This window comes from Aquimarina macrocephali JAMB N27 (genome assembly GCF_000520995.1).
GTDB classification, from domain to species: Bacteria; Bacteroidota; Bacteroidia; order Flavobacteriales; family Flavobacteriaceae; genus Aquimarina; species Aquimarina macrocephali.
On the sequence record NZ_JACA01000044.1, the window covers coordinates 1 to 22,212 of the forward strand.

The 22,212-nt window shown below is 33.0% G+C and carries 15 protein-coding genes; 13 read left to right on the top strand and 2 right to left on the bottom strand.

The window, feature by feature from the left end:
- The first annotated feature begins 63 nt into the window (after window positions 1–63).
- The 7 genes from Z054_RS0121115 (at window position 64) to Z054_RS0121145 (ending at window position 11,914) form a co-directional block, all read left to right on the top strand.
- Window positions 64–1,185, top strand: coding sequence for a FecR family protein (locus tag Z054_RS0121115; protein ID WP_035093001.1), 1,122 nt, complete (start codon window positions 64–66; stop codon window positions 1,183–1,185).
- Between the two features lie 253 nt (window positions 1,186–1,438).
- On the top strand, window positions 1,439–4,870 hold the full coding sequence (locus tag Z054_RS0121120; protein ID WP_161635321.1) for a SusC/RagA family TonB-linked outer membrane protein: 3,432 nt from the start codon (window positions 1,439–1,441) through the stop codon (window positions 4,868–4,870).
- A 21-nt stretch (window positions 4,871–4,891) separates the two neighbouring features.
- Window positions 4,892–6,457: a SusD/RagB family nutrient-binding outer membrane lipoprotein gene (locus Z054_RS0121125; RefSeq protein WP_024772024.1), complete on the top strand. Its 1,566-nt coding sequence runs from the start codon at window positions 4,892–4,894 to the stop codon at window positions 6,455–6,457.
- Window positions 6,458–6,726: 269 nt separating this feature from the next.
- On the top strand, window positions 6,727–8,775 hold the full coding sequence (locus Z054_RS0121130; RefSeq protein WP_035093004.1) for a beta-N-acetylhexosaminidase: 2,049 nt from the start codon (window positions 6,727–6,729) through the stop codon (window positions 8,773–8,775).
- 4 nt (window positions 8,776–8,779) lie between these two features.
- Window positions 8,780–9,649, top strand: a complete 870-nt coding sequence (locus Z054_RS0121135; protein WP_024772026.1) for an SMP-30/gluconolactonase/LRE family protein — start codon at window positions 8,780–8,782, stop codon at window positions 9,647–9,649.
- A gap of 28 nt (window positions 9,650–9,677) precedes the next feature.
- A complete protein-coding gene (locus Z054_RS0121140) occupies window positions 9,678–10,535 on the top strand; it encodes a carboxylesterase family protein (RefSeq protein ID WP_024772027.1) in 858 nt (285 codons plus the stop codon).
- A gap of 296 nt (window positions 10,536–10,831) precedes the next feature.
- Window positions 10,832–11,914, top strand: coding sequence for a DUF2652 domain-containing protein (locus tag Z054_RS0121145; protein WP_024772028.1), 1,083 nt, complete (start codon window positions 10,832–10,834; stop codon window positions 11,912–11,914).
- On the opposite strand, the gene Z054_RS0121150 is transcribed toward Z054_RS0121145, so the two are convergent.
- A complete protein-coding gene (locus tag Z054_RS0121150) occupies window positions 11,915–13,192 on the bottom strand; it encodes a UDP-N-acetylmuramoyl-tripeptide--D-alanyl-D-alanine ligase (RefSeq protein ID WP_024772029.1) in 1,278 nt (425 codons plus the stop codon).
- Between the two features lie 82 nt (window positions 13,193–13,274).
- Complete coding sequence (gene gldJ, locus Z054_RS0121155) at window positions 13,275–14,951, bottom strand: gliding motility lipoprotein GldJ (protein ID WP_024772030.1); 1,677 nt, start codon at window positions 14,949–14,951, stop codon at window positions 13,275–13,277.
- A gap of 516 nt (window positions 14,952–15,467) precedes the next feature.
- On the opposite strand from gldJ, the gene porV reads away from it, so the two are divergent.
- The 6 genes from porV to Z054_RS0121185 all read left to right on the top strand — a co-directional run bounded on the left by porV (window position 15,468) and on the right by Z054_RS0121185 (window position 21,885).
- Window positions 15,468–16,637: a type IX secretion system outer membrane channel protein PorV gene (gene porV / locus Z054_RS0121160; protein ID WP_024772031.1), complete on the top strand. Its 1,170-nt coding sequence runs from the start codon at window positions 15,468–15,470 to the stop codon at window positions 16,635–16,637.
- A gap of 197 nt (window positions 16,638–16,834) precedes the next feature.
- Window positions 16,835–17,317 carry a cytidine deaminase gene (locus tag Z054_RS0121165; protein WP_024772032.1) on the top strand — a complete coding sequence of 161 codons (483 nt, stop codon included), beginning with the start codon at window positions 16,835–16,837 and terminating at the stop codon, window positions 17,315–17,317.
- 150 nt (window positions 17,318–17,467) lie between these two features.
- A complete protein-coding gene (gene pdhA / locus Z054_RS0121170; protein ID WP_024772033.1) occupies window positions 17,468–18,469 on the top strand; it encodes a pyruvate dehydrogenase (acetyl-transferring) E1 component subunit alpha in 1,002 nt (333 codons plus the stop codon).
- A gap of 3 nt (window positions 18,470–18,472) precedes the next feature.
- Window positions 18,473–20,086 (top strand): pyruvate dehydrogenase complex dihydrolipoamide acetyltransferase, encoded by a 1,614-nt coding sequence (locus tag Z054_RS0121175; RefSeq protein WP_024772034.1) that lies wholly within the window; start codon window positions 18,473–18,475, stop codon window positions 20,084–20,086.
- 80 nt (window positions 20,087–20,166) lie between these two features.
- Window positions 20,167–21,138, top strand: a complete 972-nt coding sequence (locus Z054_RS0121180; RefSeq protein WP_024772035.1) for a M28 family metallopeptidase — start codon at window positions 20,167–20,169, stop codon at window positions 21,136–21,138.
- Window positions 21,139–21,204: 66 nt separating this feature from the next.
- Complete coding sequence (locus tag Z054_RS0121185; RefSeq protein ID WP_024772036.1) at window positions 21,205–21,885, top strand: SDR family NAD(P)-dependent oxidoreductase; 681 nt, start codon at window positions 21,205–21,207, stop codon at window positions 21,883–21,885.
- Window positions 21,886–22,212: the final 327 nt, after the last annotated feature.

Below are 22,212 nucleotides of genomic sequence, written 5' to 3' on the forward strand. Positions count from 1 at the left end.
TTTGGTAGACCATACGTTTAATCAATAAAGAATAGTAGTTAGTGTTGAAAAAAAAGCAGAAACTTGAAAAAATTAATTGAAAAATATTTGACCAATACAATTAGCTCATCCGAAATGATGGATTTATCCGATTGGTTAAGAAAAGATGAAAATAAAGAAACTTTTAAAGCACATATACTGCAATATTATGATTTAAATTATGCGTTACAAGATGTAGATGTTGAAAGTGAATATATGACATTGATGAAATCCATTAGTAAACAAAAGAATAGTTATAAAAAGTGGTATAAATGGGCTGCTATTTTTGTCGGTGTGATTGGGCTTAGTAGTTTGTATGTCTTAAGTACCCATAATAAGGTGGTTACTGAGGATAATGAGATTACTTTAAAATTAGAAAATGGGGATGTTAAAATTATTCGAGAGAATAACAATGAAAGAATAATAAATGAGGAAGGAACAATAGTAGGTGTATATCACGATGATAAACTCGAATATAAGAATACTAAAGTAAATGATAAAGAGCTTGTATATAATGAGCTATCTATCCCTTATGGTAAAAAACTGCAACTTGTTTTATCCGATGGGACCATGGTTCATTTAAATGCTGGCAGTACATTAAAATATCCAGTGAAGTTTTTAAAAGGCAAAGATCGAAAAGTATTTTTAAGCGGTGAAGCATATTTTGTAATAGCAACAGATAAACTACATCCCTTTATTGTAAATACCCAAGATGTAAATATTCAAGCTTTGGGGACTAAATTTAATGTTAATTCTTATAGAGAAGATAATGAAATGAATACTGTTTTGGTAGAAGGATCAGTTGGACTTTATAAAGTAGATGAGAAATTTGATACAAATACTTCTACTGTATTACAGCCAGGTTATAAATTTACTTGGGATAAATCTGAAGAGAGTATTGATGTAAAAGAGGTTGATGTTAGTGAGTACACAGCTTGGACTAAAGGAGAGTTGTTATTTAAAATGAAACCATTTTCTGAAATTATTAAAATATTAGAAAGAAATTATGATGTCGTTATTACAAATAATTATAGCTCCTTAAATGAAAAACGTTTTTTAGCAAAATTTGATACAGAAACTATAGAACAAATACTAATATCTTTTCAGAGTAGTGAAGATTTTTCTTTTACAATTGAAAAAAATAGAATAACAATAAATAGACGATAAATTTATTAACCAATAAACCAATAAACCAAATTAATGCCTATGATATAAACTTTTAATATAATTTATAGAATAAAAAACGTATTGCAAAAAAAATCGAGAAATAGTGACATATTTCCCGATTATAGAATACGATTTAATCAATATGAATCATTTCGACATGAATCTTTATTATTAACTAAATCATCACAAAAATATGAAAAAATTCTTTACCTCAGGGGCATGTTTATATACGCCCCCTAAATTGAATTTAAAAATGAAACTAACACTGTTATTAACATTCATTTCTCTCTTTAAAATTCAGGCAGAATCATATTCTCAAAATACTAAGATTACTATTAATTTAGAATCTGTAAAAGTTATACAGGTATTAGAGACTATAGAATCGTTATCTGAGTTTAAATTTTTGGCAAATGAAAATGTGATAGACCAAAATCGTTTGGTTTCAATAAAAATGAAAAATAAACGAATCTATAAGATATTGGATCAATTATTTGATAGCCAAGGAGTAACATATAAAGTTATAGATCGACAAATTATTTTAGTCAAAAATAAACTAAACAGTAAGACTGTTAAAAAGTTAATCCCAGAACCAGTTAAGGAAACAAAACAAGAAAAAGAAGTCAATGGTACTGTAAAAGATCAACAAGGAGTTCCATTAACAGGTGTAAATATAATTATATCAGGTACAACTAGAGGGGTACAAACAGATTTTGATGGAAGGTATACTATAAAAGCCTCAATAGGAGATGTGTTAGATTTCTCATTTATAGGGATGAAAACAGTTTCAATTGCAGTAGGAGATTCATCGACTATTGATGTCGTTATGGAGGATGACACTGCAAGTTTAGAAGAAGTAGTAGTAACTGCTTTAGGAATTAAAAGGGAGGCTAAAAAATTAGGATACTCAATACAAACGGTAGAAGGCGAAGAATTAACAAAAGTTAGAAATGTTAATGTAGTTAATAATCTTGCTGGTAGAGTAACTGGAGTTCAGGTTAATCAAAATGGAACAGGTATAGGAGGATCTGCGTCGGTTACCGTTAGAGGTGTTACTTCATTAGTGCCAGGGCAAAATTCGGCATTGATTGTTGTAGATGGTGTTATTTTGGATGGAGGTAGTTTAGGAGAAGGAAGTTTTTCTGGAGGCCTGGATTATGGAAACGCATTATCCGATATAAATTCTGATGATGTTGAAAGTATTAACATTTTGAAAGGAGGGAATGCCACTGCTCTTTATGGATACAGAGGTGCCGCAGGGGTTATTGTAATTACAACAAAGAAAGGTAAAGCAGGCAGAGTTAAAGTTGACTTATCTTCTTCGGTGACTTTTGATAATGTATTAGTTGCTCCTAAACTACAGAATAGCTATGGACAAGGTCGTTTTGATGCTGCTACAGGGCAGTTGGTTCATGATATTACCAGACCTGGTAGTTGGGGACCTGCACTAGATGGTAGTCAGCAAACACGATTTGATGGTGTAGGTACAGCTCCTTACAGTGGTAATCCTGGTGATTTTAAAGATTTTTATGGAACAGGTTTAACCATGATAAATTCTGTAGGCTTATCTGGAGGGTCTGAAATTATAGATTATAGATTGTCTTATTCTAATTTATTTAATAAGCCTGTTTTATCAGGTAGTGATTATAAACGTCAATCTTTGTCATTAAATACAAATACCAATGTGACAGATAAATTAAAAGTACAAGCTAAAATTGCGTATGTAAAAAATACAGCAATTAATAGAGCTGATATAACAGATGGACAGGCAAATACAGTTCGAAGCTTGATTTTAAAACCTAGAAACATTTCTAATGCAGATTTAGAAGCCAATTATGTTAATCCTGATGGTACACCAAATAATTTTGGAGGATCTTCATTTACAATGAATCCTTACTATGCAATCAACACTAAGTTGAATGAAGATACCAAAAACAGATATACAGGATTAATAAGTGCAACATATAAACTTACCGATGATTTATCTGCTACTGCTAGATATTCTCAGGATCAAAGTAATTATGCAGCTTCTATATTCAAAGGCCGAGGGGTTTTTGATAATGCACCTTCAGGGCAATTAGTAGAAATCACACAGCAAACTACCACATCAAATTATGATTTCTTATTATCATATAATGGTTATTTAACAGAAAAAATATCTGTAAGCTCAACTTTAGGATACAGTGGTTTTGAGAACAGAGCAAAATCTACAACTGTGCAAGCATCAGATTTATTAGATCCTTCACTTTTTTCAGTAAATAATTTTGGAACTAAAGGAGCTAGTACAAGATTAAGTAATCTTAAATCTCAATCTTTATTTGGTTCGGTCCAATTTGGATTTAATGATTTTGCATTTGTTGAAGTAACAGGAAGAAATGATTGGAGTTCTACATTACCAGTGGATAGTTTTTCATTTTTTTACCCCTCTGTAGGAACGAGTTTTCTATTGCATGATATTTTTGGTATTGATAGTGATAAAGTTAATCTTATAAAACTTAGAGCAAGTTGGGCAAAAACTGGAAATGCAACACTGCCTTACAGATTGGCTCCAGTATACAATGTATCTTCTGCTCCGTATAATGGGCTTACATTATTCTATTTTGGAGACCCTAATTTAACACAGGGACAAGCAGAGGAAGGAGCTGCTCCAGGAACTGTAATACCTAATAAAGATCTAAAAGCCGAATTATCATCAGAATATGAGTTGGGTATGGATGTTAAACTATTTAATAATCGATTAGGATTAGATGTTACATACTATAATAAGGAGACAAAAAACCAGATATTATCAATCTCATTACCCTCTACTACAGGAGCGCAGAGCAAAATAATTAATGCAGGTTTGGTTTCTAATAAAGGAGTAGAGATCGCTTTAACAGCAACCCCTATAAAATTGACAAATTTTGAATGGAATACAGCTTTTAATTTTAGTAAAAATGAAAATAGAATAGAAAAGCTTGTAGATGAACTACCCACTGCTATTATAGCAAGACAATTTAATGATGTTATACAATTAACTGCCACCGAAGGGAATGTGTATGGAGATTTGGTTGGTCCATCATTTTCTCGGGATGATCAGGGACGTGTGATTTATGATAGTGATGGTTTGCCAGTTGTTGGAGAAAATAAAATCATAGGAAATGTTACTCCAGATTTCTTACTAGGAATTAATAATTCATTTTCATATAAAAACATAGAACTTGGATTTTTGATTGATATTAAATCAGGAGGAGATGTTTTCTCATTTACTGATTTTGTAGCCAGTACAAATGGTAACGATATTAGAACCTTAGAAGGAAGAGAATTTTATACAGGAGGTAATGGTATTATGGTACCAACTGATGCCGTTGTAGATGGTACATTATCTCCAAGTGTTGCTGCTAGGGGAGTTGATCCGGCAACATATTATCAAAGATTAGGTAATATCTCTGAAAACTGGATTTCTGATGGTAGTTATGTTAAACTAAGACAAGTATCGTTAACGTATAATTTCCCTTCTAGTATTTTAGACAGATTTTCGATTGCAAATATGTCTATAAGCTATATTGGTAGAAACTTAGCAATTCTTCATAAGAATACACAAAATTTTGATCCAGAAGTTGGTTTTAATACCTCTATCCAAGGAATTGAAATTTATGATTTCCCTTCTACTTCTAGCCATGGTGTAAAGTTAAACTTGTCATTTTAATACTAAATAATTTAAAATATTATGAAAAATATTAATAATAAAAATTATTCAAACATTAAAAGACAATTTTTCACTATTGTATTAATGTTTGGTTTCTTAACGTCTTCATGTACTAAAGACTTTGAAGAAATAAATATCAACCCTAATTTACCCGAAGAGAGTGGAGCAGATAACATTATGGGAGGAGTGCAATATTTTACTTTTGCAGAGCCTAGATTTGTAGCATGGAGAGGTAATTTATTATATTCATCACAATTTTCTCATCAATTCTCAACAAGTGTTGCAGGAAGCTGGTGGGCTGGTGGTGATATATATGATAATGATCAAGGTTGGACCAATGCTGTATTTGATAAATCATTTACAAAGAGTAGTTTGAATCTACGTAATTTATTAATCAAATTTGGCGAATTAGAGGATACCAATGGTCAAGCTGTGACTAAAATTATGATGTCTCTTTTTTATCAAAAAATGACTGATATATTTGGGAATGTCCCTTATGCCGAGGTTATACTACCAGAGTTCGAGGTAAAGCCACCAAAATATGACACACAAAAAGTTATTTATAGAAGCATTTTAGAAGATTTAAAGGCACAAATGGATGTTATAGGAAACTCAACAACAACTATTAGTGGCGATACAGGGGATTTTATATATGGAGGAGATCCTCAAAAGTGGAAAACTTTGGCAAATACAGTGCGATTGCGCATGGCATTACGAAGTAGAGATGCATTTACAGCAGATGGTGATGGTGCTTTTATTGATAGTGTCATAGCAGATTGTTTATTAAATCCTCTAATAGATGAAACTAATGAGGCTACACTAATTAGATCTCGTGACCCTTTGGTTAATGGTAATCTAGACGGTGGTTTTGAAGATGTTTTTTGGGGATTTGGAACTGGTGAAGGAGGTAATGGAGTTACAGGCTCTAAATGGATTTTAACAGATAGACTTGTAAATCTTATGCAAGATAATAATGATCCAAGATTACCAGAAATTGCAACAGAAGCAGAAAACGGAGGGTATGTCGGAGGTATGCCTAATGTGAGAGTTTCCCCAGCCTGGGAGGATATGTCTAAACCTGGACCAAAAATAGTAGGAACATCTTTTTCTGATATTAGTGATCAAGTACCTGTAATGGTATTAACAGCAGCGGAGTCCTATTTTTTACAAGCAGAAGCTGCATTGTTAGGGTATGGAGGAGATGCTAATAGTTTATACCAAAGCGGGATATTGGCTAATATTAATTTTTGGGGAGGTCAAAATGCTGGTGATTTTATAACAAATGAAGCCATTGCTACATTAAGCGGCCCTACTCAAGATCAGCTTAATCAGGTTTATAACCAAAGATGGTTAGCATCTTTAACAAACGGATATGAAAGTTGGGCATTGGTAAGAAGAGTAGATTTAATACCACAAATAACCGATAATGTTAATTTTTGGGTAAGCCAACCTAATAATGGTAGCGTTCCTAGAAGATTACGATACTCTAGTACAGAATCAACCTCTAATAGTGTTAATGTACAAGAAGCAATTAATGCTCAAGGTCCTGATGTAATGTCTACAGCTCTTTGGTGGGATGTAAATTAATTCACTATTTGTAATAGAGTATAAATGAATGCCAGATTAAGTTTTTAAGAATGGCTATTTTTCAGAATTAATTTCAGAAAATAGAAAAGTGTTTTTTGTAGCCATGATTATTGCAAATTTTGTATAAGAATAATGATATAAAAAATTACGATATACATGCAATAAACTTAGTCTGGTAATTCATGCTTTTAATGAATATAGAAAGGATTATCGTTTTCACTATTTAATCACCAAATCACAGAAATTTGAAGTAAAATGCAATACTAGTTATGAAAAATATTAAAAAAATTATATTAATTTTTGTTTTTATAGCATCATGTTTCCACACTAACGCTCAAGCTGAACTGTCAGAAAAATATGATTTAATGCCTTGGCCAAAAACAATTAAAGAGAACGGTCAAAAATTTATCATTAAAGAAGATTTTACGATTGCAATAAATAAAGATGATATTAATTCTAAAATAGTTAACACAACAACAAAGTTTCTAAGAAGATTATCTGGTAGAACAGGAGTATTCATTGAAGAAGGGTTTGCGACAACAACTTCTGAAATAAAGACTCCATCTTTATTTATAGATTATAAAAGAGAAGGTAAATTAGAATTAAATGAAGACGAATCGTATGAACTTTCAATATTAAATAACAAAGTAACCTTAACAGCTATAACAGATATAGGTGTAATAAGAGGATTGGAAACCTTATTACAGCTTAATGCTCACACTAAAACCAAATATTTTTTTCATGGAGTTGATATTAAAGATGCTCCCAGATTTCCCTGGAGAGGTTTAATGATAGATGTCGCTAGGCATTACGAACCACTAGAGGTGTTAAAAAATAATTTAGATGCCATGGCTGCTGTGAAAATGAATGTTTTTCATTGGCACTTAACCGAAGATCAAGGGTTTAGAGTAGAGGTGAAATCAAGGCCTAAATTTCATCAATTGGCATCAGATGGACAATACTATACTCATGAGCAAATAAAAGAATTAGTAGAATATGCATCCAATTTAGGAATTAGAGTTGTCCCCGAATTTGATATACCAGGCCATGCAACTTCTTGGTTAGTAGCATATCCAGAAATGGCAAGTAAGGATACCACCTATAAAATAGAAAGACATGCAGGTATTTTTAACCCTACTTTGGATCCTACAAAAGAAGTTACCTACGAAATTATTACTGACGTGTTTTCAGAAATTGCTCCACTTTTTCCTGATAAGTATTTTCATATTGGAGGTGATGAAAATGAAGGTAAACATTGGGATGAAAACGATAAAATTCAAGAATTTAAGAAGAAAAATAATATAAAAGATAACCATGAGTTACAAGCGTATTTTAATATTAAAATTCAAAAAATATTAAAAGAACAAGGAAAAATCATGATGGGATGGGACGAAATTTTGCAACCAACCTTACCTAAAGATGTTGTTATACATTCCTGGAGAGGCAAAGAAGCAATGTTAAAGGCAGCCAAACAAGGCTATAAAACGGTGTTATCCAAAGGGTATTATATAGATTTACTAAAATCTATTAGACATCATTATGCAAATGAACCAATTTCAAAAGATCATGGTTTAACAGAAGAACAACTAAAAAATATTTTGGGAGGAGAAGCAACAATGTGGGGAGAATTAGTTACCCCTGTTTCTATAGATTCTAGAATTTGGCCTAGAACAGCTGCAATTGCAGAAAAACTATGGTCATCTAGTGAGGTTAATGATGCGGATAATATGCTTAAAAGATTAGAGAATGTTAATTATAGATTAGAAGAATTAGGTATTTCTCATATCAGAAATAGAAATGTGATTTTAAGGAACATTAGTAATAATCAAGATTTAAAATCATTGATTAATCTCACAAAAATTTGTGAACCATTAAAAGCATACCAAAGAAATAAAGGAGGAATCCAGTATAAATCGTATTCACCATTTACGCAATTTGTCGATGCATGTAATACAGATGCTATTGATGCTATACTATTTAATAAAAGTGTAAAAAAATATTTAAAATCTAGCAGAGATGTTGATAAAAAGGAGGTTGTATCGATGCTTGACAAATGGATGACAAATCATATTGATTTCAGTGAAATAAATAATAATCCAACCTTAGCAAAATTAGAACCTCTATCTTCAAAATTAGCAGAACTATCATCTATTCTAAAAAAAGGAATAGCAAGAGGAAGTATAAACAAAACTGAGCATCAAAAATCAATAGGCATTATTGATTTTCTTAGTAAACCAATTGCTGACACAGAACTAGTAATAATACCAGCAATTAAAAAACTAATCTCAAGTTTAGAAATTAAAAATGTAAAACCTTAACATATTGAAAAATACTATAATTTTCGCGGTAATGTTTTTTGGAGTCATGGTTTTTTGCTCATGTAATAAAGAGAAACCTATTGATAATGGTAACGATTTTACTAAAGAATATGAGTTTACAAAAGGTATAGAAGGTCCGGCAGTAGATAGTAAAGGGAATCTATATGCAGTCAATTTTAAAGAAGAAGGCACAATAGGTATTGTTAATAGTATAGGAGAAAGTTCCTTATTTGTAAAATTACCAACGGGTAGTGTTGGGAACGGAATTCGTTTTGATGCATCTGATAATATGTATATAGCAGATTATACAAATCATAACATACTGTTTTTGAAAAATGGATCAAAAGAAGTTGTTGTTTTTGCTCATGACTCTACAATGAACCAACCAAATGATATTGCTATTTCTTCTAATAGAACATTGTATGCAAGTGATCCTAACTGGAAAAATGGAACAGGTAATTTGTGGATGACTTCTAATCGAAAGCTTGTTTTGGTAGAAAAAAATATGGGAACAACTAATGGTATAGAAGTTAGTCCCGATGGGAAGAAATTGTATGTTAATGAATCTATACAACGAAACATTTGGGTTTATGATATAATGGATAACGGCCAACCCGTTAATAAAAGAATATTCAAAACATTCAAAGATTTTGGCTTAGATGGTATGAGATGTGACGCTAAAGGGAATTTATATGTGTGTAGATGTGATAAAGGAACTGTATTAGTATTATCACCTGAAGGTAAAGAACTAAGAGAAGTACAGCTAAAAGGAAAAAAACCAACTAATATTGCTTTTGGAGGGAAAAATAATACTCAATGTTTTGTAACTATGGCAGATAGAGGATGTTTTGAGACATTCTTTTCTCAAAAATGATCATGGTTTTTTTATAATATAGATCAGTATGGCATATTCTATTATTAAAAAAAAGAGCTACTTGTTTTTCTTAACTATTCAATTACTTACCAATTGTAGCTCAAGTGATGGTGTTATAGGTATAAATGCAAATGATCTTGTTGAGTTAAATACAATCTCGTCAGGTGTGCAGATGGCGTATCCAAGAGGATCTACAAAATCTCAATATGGATTCTATGCATATGTTCCTTCTCAATATAATATCGCCAATACAGAAAAATACCCTTTATTGATCCACTTACATGGAGGTGGAGCAAGAGGAGATAGCTCTGTAAACCCAAATGATTTAAATTCTATTTTATTTGATGGCCTTCCGTCATTAATACATAAAAATCAATGGAATCCCAAACATCCTATGATTGTTGTATCGCCCCAATCTCCATCTATTTGGAATACGGAAAACTTGCACAATTTTATTACCTTTTTGATTGATAACCTAAAGATAGATACGCAACGAATATATATGACAGGGTTTAGTATGGGAGGGAAAGGTTGTTATGATTATGTTTCTTCAAAAGGCAATAAATCATATGTAGCGGCCATAATTCCTATCGCAGGATGGGGAGATGTGTCAACAGGAAATCAATTTACTAATATTCCTGTTTGGGCATTTCATGGGGATGCAGATAGGATTATTTCACATGATAAATCGATTTCAATGGTTAATGCAATTAATGCAGAAAACCCAACAACAAAAGCCAAGATAACCATATACTCTGGTATCGGTCATGACTCTTGGTCGAGAACTTATGATAATACAGGGAAAGGTAGTGGAAACAGCGCTTATGACCCCTTTGATATCAGTATTTATGAGTGGATGTATTTATACAAAAAGACTGATTTATAAATGACATTTCTAATAAAGAATTATAACCTATGCAGGGTTAGTTATTTATGGATTGCTTTTTTTGACACCAAGAAGAATTCTAAAGTGAATAAGCTAAAAATGATCAAACCATAAAATAGTAATGAAGAGTTAAATAGATTTATTGACACGTTGATGATCAATAAGGATTTGTATATTGTTAGGTATAAAGAAAAATACCTACTACCTATACATAGAAATAGTTAGTCTATGATTCGAAAAGTATACAAGGATTATGCTTTTTATCATTTTAGTCAAAACAAATAGTATATTTTCAGATGGCAAAATCATTACTCTTTATACCAGATATTTCGGGTTTCACGCACTTTGTTCAGAATACCGAGGTAGAACATAGTCAACACGTGATTTCTGAGTTGTTAGAGGTTTTGATTAATGCCAATACACAAGATTTGAAATTAGCGGAAGTAGAAGGGGATGCATTGTTTTTTTATAAAGAAAATGAAATCCCATCACAAGAAAAGCTACTGGCGCAGGTAGAAACAATGTTTACTGCATTTTATAGCCATCTTAAGCTTTTAGAGAAAAATCGTGTTTGCCCTTGTAATGCATGTGCTACAGCACCTAATTTACAATTAAAAATAGTAGTGCATTGTGGGGAATTACAGTTTATTACGGTTCAAGAAAAGCGCAAGCCTTTTGGTCAGGTAGTTATTGAGGCTCATAGGTTGCTTAAAAATTCTATTGTAAGTGATAACTATGCTTTATTAAGTGAAGAAGTATCAAAAACTATTGGACTTTCTGTTGATTATAAGAGTAAATTATATCATTTTAGAGAGAGTAAAGATACTTATGATACTAAGGAGATTATTTATTTGTTTTCTGAAATAAATAAAAATAAGTTAAAACTTACTCCTTTTGCTATTCCAGAAGTGGTAGATTTTCAATATTCTCCATCTATAGTTTTAAAGAGAGAGTTTGAAATTCCTGCAGCACAATTATTAGAATATATTACTAATTATAGTTATAGACATTATTGGGCAAAGGGAGTTGATAAATTCGAGTACAACCCAGGGGAAGTTACTCGATTAGGTACCGAACATGTCTGTGTAATTGATGGAAAACGACTCAATTTTACAACAGTGACCAAAAAAGCTAGCCTTGATGAGATTGTGTACGGAGAACGTACTACGGATGTTCCTTTGCATGCACTGTATCAGTTTTTTATTATAAAACCATTACCTGGTAATAAATGCTTACTTACTGTAGAGGTCTATCCTAAAGCAAAATCAATAGTACATAAGCTTATGTTGTTTCTTCTGATAAAAAAAGCCATTAAGAAGTCTATGAAGGCATCTTTGGATAATCTTGAAGCATTTGTAAGAAACGATACTATAGCTTAGTTAGAGAAGATCCAGAATTCTTTCTAGCTTCATGCCTCGTGATCCTTTGATAAGAATAACATCTTTTTGATTTTTTAGACTCCAACTAGTCTCAAGATCTTCATAAGATTTAAATTTTCGAACATTCGGATTAGTGCATTTAGTGGTAAAAAAATGACTCCCGATTAAATATATTTCGTTTGTTTCTGTATCACTTATCCGATCGACTATTTTTTGATGCTCTAGAGATGCATCATCACCCAATTCAAACATATCTCCCAAAAAGACAATTTTAGTATCGTATTGTAATTGAGCCAAATTATTGATGGCGGCTTCCATGCTTGTTGGATTTGCATTATAAGCGTCCAGAATAATTGTATGGTTTCCTTTTTTAATGATTTGCGAACGATTATTTGTAGGGGTGTAGGATTCTATTGCGCCTTTGATTTTATCTAAGCTAATTTTGAAATAGGATCCAATAGCTATAGCCGCAGCAATATTTGTAAAGTTGTACTGACCTATTAGATTGCTGTGTATGGTATCTCCTTGAAAAGAGATAATTACATTAGGATTGGTATCTGTCAATTTAATAATAGTATCACTTGTATTGGATTGTGAAAAACTATATGTCCTTATTTCGGAAGAGGCATTCACTAGTTTTTTATCCTCAAGATTAAGAAAAACTAGTTTATCATGTTTTTTTAAGTAATCATAAAGCTCTGTTTTTCCTTTTAAAACACCTTCAATGCTTCCAAAACCTTCTAGGTGAGCTTTGCCAATATTTGTGATATAACCATAATCTGGAGTAGCAATAGAGCATAAAAATGCTATTTCCCCCAAGTGATTGGCTCCCATTTCTACAATTCCTATTTGAGTTTCCTTGGTCATTGATAAAAGCGTAAGAGGAACGCCTATATGATTATTTAGATTACCCTTAGTGGCGGTTGTCTTAAAAGAAGACGAGAGAACACTGTTGATTAATTCTTTTGTAGTAGTTTTTCCATTACTTCCTGTTAAAGCAATGATAGGAATATTTAGGTATTGACGATGAAACGAAGCTAAGTTTTGTAGTGTTTTTAGAACATCATCCACAAGAATATGTTTTTCTGTAGTTTTAAATGCTACTTCATCAATTATTGCATATGCTGCTCCGTGTTCCAGAGCTTTTTGCGCATACGTATTTCCATTAAAATTCTCTCCTTTTAAAGCAAAAAAGATAACATTATGCTCAATTTTTCGAGTATCTGTACACACGCCACTGCTAGCTAAGAATAATTGATGTATTTGGGTGATGGTCATTAACTATATGATATTAAAAAGCCCTGACAAATATGTACAGGGCTTTTGTATTTATAACGAACTTTAATTAAATTCTAAACTATTATCCTTTTGGCTTCTGGTGCCTTGGTGTTTTTTTCTTTCTGGCTTTAGTACCAACACGAGACATTGCATTTCTGAAACCAATATAATCTGTGGCCATATCTTGAGGCATAAATCTTCTTTGCGCCGGATCTAACCAATAGGCTCTATCTTTCCAAGAACCACCTTTGTATACACGTACTTCATCATCAACGATAGTAGTTCTCTTACTAGATTCATCATATCTTCTGTCCATTTGTGTGCTATCTTCTGCATCAGGGCCTACATAATGAATAGGTGCGTTATACATTCTTCTGTTAGGAGTGGCTTGATCCTGAAATCCTTCATAGTATCTAGAAGAACTTTTATCACCATCTCTATAGTTTCTGTTGTCACTATCTGTAAAGTTAGTTCTCATATATGTTTCCTGTTCATCAATAGGAACTTGTAAAATTCCGCCAGGTAATACTCGAGCTATAATTTTTCCATTACTAAGTGTATCATATACTATAGAATCTGTCATAACAATTTTTACAGTTCCGTCAGGATTGATAGCATTTTTGGTATATACGTTCCCTCTATAGTAGTTGAAGTCATTATATTCATCATCTACAATAGGTCTGTATACATCAGCTACCCATTCTGCAACATTTCCTGCCATATCATATAAACCATAATCGTTAGGGTTGTAAGATTTTACAGGAGCAGTAATATCTGCACCATCATCACTCCATCCAGCGATTCCACCATAATCACCATCACCTTGCTTAAAGTTAGCTAATTGATCTCCACGAGTTCTTCTTTTTCCAGAACGTGTGTATTTTCCAGTCCATGGGTATTTTTTTCTACCTCTATAGATGTTGTAACTTCTAATTTCTACTAAACCTAAAGCTGCATATTCCCATTCAGCTTCGGTCGGAAGTCTGTACTTGGGTAAAAGTAATCCGTCTTTACGTTGTATATATAGACCAGTAGAGTCATTTGTTTTTGCGTATTTTTCTGATGCTCTACCACCTCTGATGGCTTCATCATTACCTCCATAAGTTTGAGTAGGAGCGTTTAAGTATGTGTCTGTGTCAAAAGTACTTTCTGCAGAAACATCTTCAAAAGGAGCATTCTTTTTAATTACATCTTCTTCTTCAAGAATTCTTTCATTAACGCGATTAGTCCTCCAATTACTGAATTCTATTGCTTGAATCCAATTTACCCCTACAACAGGATAATTAGCATACGCAGGGTGACGTAAGTAATTATTGGTCATCATTTCATTAAAACCAAGTCGATTTCTCCATACCAAAGTATCAGGAAGAGCTCCATAATATATGTTCCTATATTTTGGTTCTGTAGGAGGATATACTCCTTTTAACCAATCAAGGTATTCCAAATACATAACATTGGTAACTTCGGTTTCATCCATATAAAAGGACTGAACGTGTTGTTGAGTTGGAGTGTTGTTCCAGTCGTGCATTACATCATCCTGTACACGTCCCATAGTAAATGTACCTCCTTCAATAAATACTAGACCAGGACCAGTCTCTTGCTCTTTGTAATTTGTCTGTACCTGAAATCCACCATCTTTGGAATTGTATTTCCAACCTGTGGCTCTAGAACTGCTCCCATAATCGTTCTTAGAACAACTAAACAGTAAAACACTAATGGAAAGTGCCATTAGCGACTTAAAAATAAACGCGTTTTTCATAATCTTAAGTTCGTTTAAGTAGAAATTAGGGCTTGCAATATAAATAATAAACGTTAAAATTACCCTAATTTTTTCAAAATATTATCAATTCACATTTTTTTATGAATTTATAACGACTCTGGTTTAACGCAATATTCATGAGTTTATTATTTGTGATGTAATAAAAACAAGAAATTTAAAATATTAAAAAAAAACATTGCGCTTATTTTTTTGCAAAAAACATAATTCTTAACAAAACGTTAAATAATGCAATTATTTAACATTATTTTCACTTATTGTGGTAGGCAAACTTATGAAGAGGTAAAATTGCCAATCACTTGAAATTTAAAAGATTAAATGGGAGTCGAGAACGTATATTTGAGGTGTTTTAATAAAAATTAATCACGGAAACTAAAATGAAATATAAGATATCCTTAAAATCAGCGTTTATAAACCATCAACTTAAAAAAATTAAGAACTCACTATTCTTAACTAACTAAATAACTATATATTTGTCAAACTCAATTTTTAAAGGATATGAAAAGATTATTAACCCTTAGCCTATTGTGTGTTACAGTTTTCACTTTTAAAACTCAGGCTCAGGAACAAAACAGAGCAATAACAACTGCTACTCCATTTTTATTAATAGCTGCAGATGCAAGAGCGGCTGGTTTAGCAGACCAAGGGGTTGCTACTTCTCCAGATGCATTTTCACAACAATGGAATCCAGCTAAATATGCATTCATAAAAAATAAGCAAGGGGTTGGGGTTAACTATACTCCTTACTTAAGTAATCTGGTTAATGACATATTCTTGGGGAATGTAAATTATTATAACCGTATTAATGAACGAAGTGCTGTAGCAGCAAGTTTTAGATATTTTAGCTTAGGGGATATAGAATTTAGACAAGGGCCTAATGATGAGCCTAATGTTCAAAAGCCAAATGAATTAACTCTTGATGTTTCATATGCATTAAAACTGAGTGATAGGATCTCTATGGCAGTAGCAGGACGTTATTTACGTTCAGATCTTAGATTACAAGGTCTGGGTGCAGATGCTAGTGCAGCGGGAAGCTTTGGTGTAGATATCGCTGGTTTTTATAGAAGTGATGAAATTGCTTTTAATTCTTTTAACGGTAGATGGAGAGCAGGAGCTACTATTTCTAATATAGGGCCAAAAATAAAATATGATGATGCAGGTCAAGAAAACTTTATACCTACTAATTTTAGATTAGGAGCTGCATTTGATTTTATCCTTAATGAAGATAATCGAATTACTCCTTCAATAGAGTTTAGTAAATTGCTGGTACCTACTCCTTTAGATCCGGATACTAATGGTGATGGTGATATCACTGCAGAAGAACAGCAGGCTGCAAACGATGAGTATAATAGTAAAAGCGCATTTGGATCTATCTTTTCTTCTTGGGGAGATGCGCCAGATGGGTTTAGCGAAGAATTAAAAGAAATTACCTGGTCACTAGGAGCAGAATATATGTATCGTGATGTATTTGCATTTAGAGCTGGATACTTCAATGAATCTGAAGAAAAAGGAGCACGTAAATTCTTATCACTGGGTGCTGGTTTTAGATATAATATCGTAAACTTAGATATATCATATTTATTTTCTACTTCTTCTGTTAGAAGTCCACTTGAAGGAACATTACGTTTTGGTCTTTCCTTTAATTTTGGAGACGAATATTACGACTAGAAAATACAGTATAATAATATAAAAAAAGTATCGAGCCGAAGGGTTTGATACTTTTTTTGTTTATAGTACATTGTGATACTTTTATTTGTAGTTAAAACTGAAGGAATACGATGTGCACTCTGGGGTATTTAAAAGAAAGCTGTATGAGTATTAATAATACGATATGAAGAGGTGTTAGAAAATAATATAATATACACATGAAAGAAATAGAGATAAAATCTGTCTTACAGGTATATGATTCATTTGATGAATTGCCAGAAGATATTCAGAGATTGATGCAACAGTCGATTGCAATTAGAGATAAGGCATATGCCCCTTACTCTGAGTTTTTGGTGGGTGCAGCACTTTTATTAGAGAATGGAGAGGTGGTTTTAGGAAATAACCAGGAAAATGCTTGTTATCCATCAGGATTGTGTGCAGAACGTACAGCCATATACTATGCTGGGGCTAATTTTCCAGAAGTTCCTATTGTTACCATGGCGCTTTCTGCCAAATCTTTAAAATATCAATTACTAACTCCAACACCTCCTTGCGGTGCCTGCAGACAAGCAATAGCAGAATATGAGGTGAAACAAAATATACCAATTGCTATTTATTTTATGGGAGAAACAGGAAAAGTAGTTAAGTCATCTTCTTTATCTAATATATTGCCGCTTATTTTTGATAATTCATATTTATAACGTTTTCGTTGATTTTATCAGCAAACTCCTTTCCCCTTAATTTCGAATATGTTATTTTTGTTTTTCGTTCTCTTAAAAAATAAGAGAAAAAAATAAATAATGGCTAGTTTTGTAGCTAGTTTTTTTAGACATACACATCAGTACAACTAAATGAAAAAGATAACCAAAGATGTTTACCTAAATTGGTACGAAGAAATGCTTTTCTGGAGAAAATTCGAGGATAAGTTAGCTCAAGTTTATATTCAGCAAAAAGTAAGAGGTTTTTTACACTTATACAATGGTCAGGAAGCAATTTTGGCGGGAGCTTTACATGCGATGGATCTTACCAAAGATAAAATGATTACAGCATATCGTAATCACGTTCAGCCAATTGGTATGGGGGTTGATCCAAAACGAGTAATGGCAGAGTTGTATGGTAAAGCTACTGGTACTTCTCAAGGTTTAGGAGGATCGATGCATATTTTCTCAAAAGAGCATCGATTTTATGGAGGACACGGGATTGTTGGAGGACAAATACCTTTGGGAGCAGGTTTGGCATTTGCAGATAAATATCATAAAAGAGATGCAGTAACGCTTACGTTTTTTGGTGATGGAGCTGCTCGCCAAGGATCATTACATGAAACTTTTAACCTGGCAATGCTATGGAAATTACCTGTAGTGTTTTGTGTAGAGAATAATGGGTATGCTATGGGAACATCTGTAGAAAGAACAGCAAATCATACAGATATTTGGAAATTAGGACAGGGATATGAAATGCCTTCTGGTCCGGTAGATGCAATGAATCCTATAAAAGTAGCAGAGGCTATGGATGAGGCTATTACGAGAGCAAGAACAGGTGGTGGGCCAACATTTTTAGAATTAAAAACATATCGATATAGAGGTCATTCTATGAGTGATGCGCAAAAATATCGTACCAAGGAAGAAGTAGCAGAATATCAAAAAATAGACCCAATAACTCAGATTTTGGATATTATAAAAGAGAAAAAGCACGCTACAGATGAAGAAATTGCAACAATAGACAAACGAGTAAAGGATAGAGTTGCAGAATGTCAAAAGTTTGCTGAAGAATCACCATTCCCTGAGAAGAATGTGATGTATGATGTTGTATACGAACAGGATAATTATCCATTTTTATCACACAAACCACAATAAATTATGGCTACAGTAATTAATATGCCGCGATTGAGCGACACCATGGAAGAAGGAGTGGTTGCGAAGTGGCTTGTTAAAAAAGGAGATAAAATTAGCGAAGGAGATATCCTTGCTGAAATAGAAACAGATAAAGCGACAATGGAGTTTGAGTCTTTCTATGAAGGAACACTACTTCATGTAGGGATTGAAGAAGGAGAGACAGCTCCAGTAGATCAATTGCTTGCTATTATCGGAGAAGAAAATGAAGATATTTCTGATTTATTAAATGGAAATACTACACCAAATGCCGAACCGGTAAAAGAAGAAAAAGTAGAAGAATCTGCTCCCGCTTCTAATCAAGTGACTACAATTCCTGATGGCGTAGAGATTATTACTATGCCTCGTCTTAGTGATACAATGGAAGAAGGAACCGTAGCTACCTGGTTGAAAAAAGTAGGAGATACTGTTGAAGAAGGAGATATCCTTGCCGAAATAGAGACAGATAAAGCTACTATGGAGTTTGAGTCATTCTATAACGGAACCTTATTGCATATTGGTATAGAAGAAGGGCAAACAGCTCCGGTGGATGTTTTACTGGCGATAATTGGCCCTGCAGGAACAGATGTATCCGGACTTAAAGATGGTGTTCCAGCAACAGCTACTGTAGCAAAAGACACTGCCCCTGCAAAAGAAGAAAAAATAGAAACAACAGTTGCAAATTCAGGAGGAAGTGCTTCGTCAGGAGGACGAATATTTGCTTCTCCGTTGGCAAAGAAGATTGCAGCTGATAAAGGAATTGACCTTTCTTTGGTAAAAGGAACAGGTGAAAACGGACGTGTTGTTAAGAAAGACGTAGAATCATTTACACCTTCTTCAGCAGCTGGCATTAGTACTTCGCAACCAGCTAAAGAAACAACTTCTGCTCCTGTAGCACAAACGTTTACTCCAGCAGGAGAAGAAAGTTTCGAAGAAGTGAAAAATTCACAAATGCGTAAAGCTATTGCTAAGAGTCTTTCGGCTTCTAAATTTAACGCACCACATTACTATCTTACTATCGAGGTAAACATGGGGAATGCAATGGCTTCACGTAAGAAGATTAATGAATTACCAGATATCAAAGTGTCTTTTAATGATATGGTGGTTAAGGCATGTGCAATGGCACTTCGTAAACACCCACAGGTTAATACACAGTGGACAGACGTAGCAACTAGATATGCTAAACATATTAGTGTTGGGGTTGCTGTAGCGGTACCAGATGGATTGGTAGTTCCTGTTTTGCCTTTTACAGATCATATGTCTCTTACTCAAATAGGAGCGAAGGTTAAGGATTTAGCAGGTAGAGCCCGTAATAAAAAATTAACTCCGCAAGAAATGAGCGGTAGTACATTTACGGTATCCAATCTTGGTATGTTTGGAATTCAGGAATTTACCTCAATTATTAACCAACCTAATTCATCTATACTTTCAGTTGGTGCTATTGTAGAAAAACCAGTTGTTAAAGATGGTCAAATTGTAGTTGGTAATACAATGAAAGTGACCTTAGCTTGTGACCACAGAACTGTAGATGGAGCAACAGGAGCTCAGTTTTTACAAACATTAAAACAGTATCTTGAAAATCCGGTTACTATGCTTGCGTAGATGACCACCATTATAATATTCATATTCAATCCTGCTTCTAATGAAGCGGGATTTTTTATCTTTATCCAAAACATATTTTTATGACAAAGAACATATTGATCATCCTGATTTCGGTTTTATTTATCAATTGCAAACAAGGAACAATTGCTCAACCGCAAGCTAAGACAACAGAAAGTACTTCTGTAGAAAAGACTAAAGTTTCTGATGTTAAGAATATTGTGGATTTTTTAGCTAGTGATGAGTTAGAAGGAAGAGATACTGGAAGTGAAGGTCTAGAAAAAGCCGCAAAATTTATTGAAGAAGAGTTTAAAAAAAATAAAATAGCACCTTATTTTGAAACTTATAGAGACGCTTTTGATGCAAAAGGAACAGCAACATATAATGTTGTTGGATTTCTTAAAGGTACAGATGATGAGCTATCAAAAGAATATATCATATTAGGAGCGCATTTTGATCATATAGGTAAAGGAAAAGAAGTTAATGGAGATGTAATTGCTAATGGCGCTAATGATAATGCAGCAGGGAGCAGTGCGGTAATTTCTCTGTCTAAACAGTTTGCTCAATTGAAAAATAACAAGCGTAGTATTCTTTTTGTGTTGTTTGGAGCAGAAGAAAGAGGATTACTAGGATCGGCACATCTCGCAGAAGTATTAAAAGAAAAGAATATTAATGTGTATGCTATGGTTAATTTTGAAATGATAGGAGTGCCATTAAATGATAAACCCTATAAAGCCTATATTACTGGGTATGAAATATCTAATATGGCTCAAAAAATGAATGAATATGCAGGTTCGGAACTGATAGGGTATTTACCAAAAGCCAAAGAATTTCAACTGTTTAGAAGAAGCGATAATTATCCGTTCTATGAACAATTTAAGGTGCCTTGTCAGACTATTTCTACTTTTGATTTTACAAACTATGACTATTACCATCATGTAGATGATGAAGCATCCGAAATGAATTTTGAATTTATGGCAGAACTCATTAACAATTGTGTTCCTGTGCTTACAAAAATGGCAAATACATCGGATAAAGAAATTAAGTTAAATTAATAAAAAGAGACTATCTGAAAAGTCAAGAAACATATGATTTTTTATAGGGCTTAATTTTACAGAAGAATGAAAAATATCATCATAACAGGTGCAAGTAGAGGTATAGGGTATGAAATGGCAAAGCTATTTGCCGATGAAGGTCATCAGGTTTTGGCATTATCAAGAAATGAAAAGCCTATCTATGCCCTACAACATAAAAATATACATACATTTTCTTTTGATATCTGTAACCCACAAGATCTTAAAAAGATGAGTAACTATATTTCTTCTTCGTGGAAAGAAGTAGATGTCTTGATCAATAATGCTGGTAAATTATTAAATAAACCTTTTAGCGAAATTTCTACTCAGGATTTTGAAGAGGTGTATAAGGTAAATGTTTTTGGAGTAGCTGAAATTACACGTTTGACTTTACCATATATGAAATCAGGAAGCCATGTGGTTACTGTAAGTAGTATGGGAGGCATACAGGGAAGTATGAAGTTTCCTGGATTAGCAGCGTATAGTTCTAGTAAAGGTGCGGTAATTACCTTAAGCGAGTTATTGGCAGAAGAATATAAAGAAAGTGGCATTGCTTTTAATGTTCTTGCTCTTGGAGCTGTGCAGACCGAAATGTTGGAAGAAGCATTCCCGGGATATCAAGCACCTTTGACTGCAATAGAAATGGCAAAATATATAAAAGAATTCTCCTTAAACGGAAATAAATTTTATAACGGAAAAGCTCTTCAGGTGTCTAGTAGTACACCATAACCTAATAAGGTCTCACATGTTTTTAAAATCTGTGAGACCTGTTTTATTATGTAACAACAATCATTTAGAAGTATATTTGAGACCACTTCTATAAAGTGTCAAAGGAATCCTTATTCCTTTATTAATTGTTTTATATCAACCCCAATTTCAAAAGTTTTAATATAAGCTACAATAGCCGAACACTATAGTATTTACTACTTAGAGCAATAGCTTGATTTTTTTAATAAAAACACATAGTGGTTATTCATTAAGTAGGTAATGGGTAACCATTATACGCTTTGATGGATGTACACATTATGAGTAAGGTATTCTTTTTTAGAAAAGGGG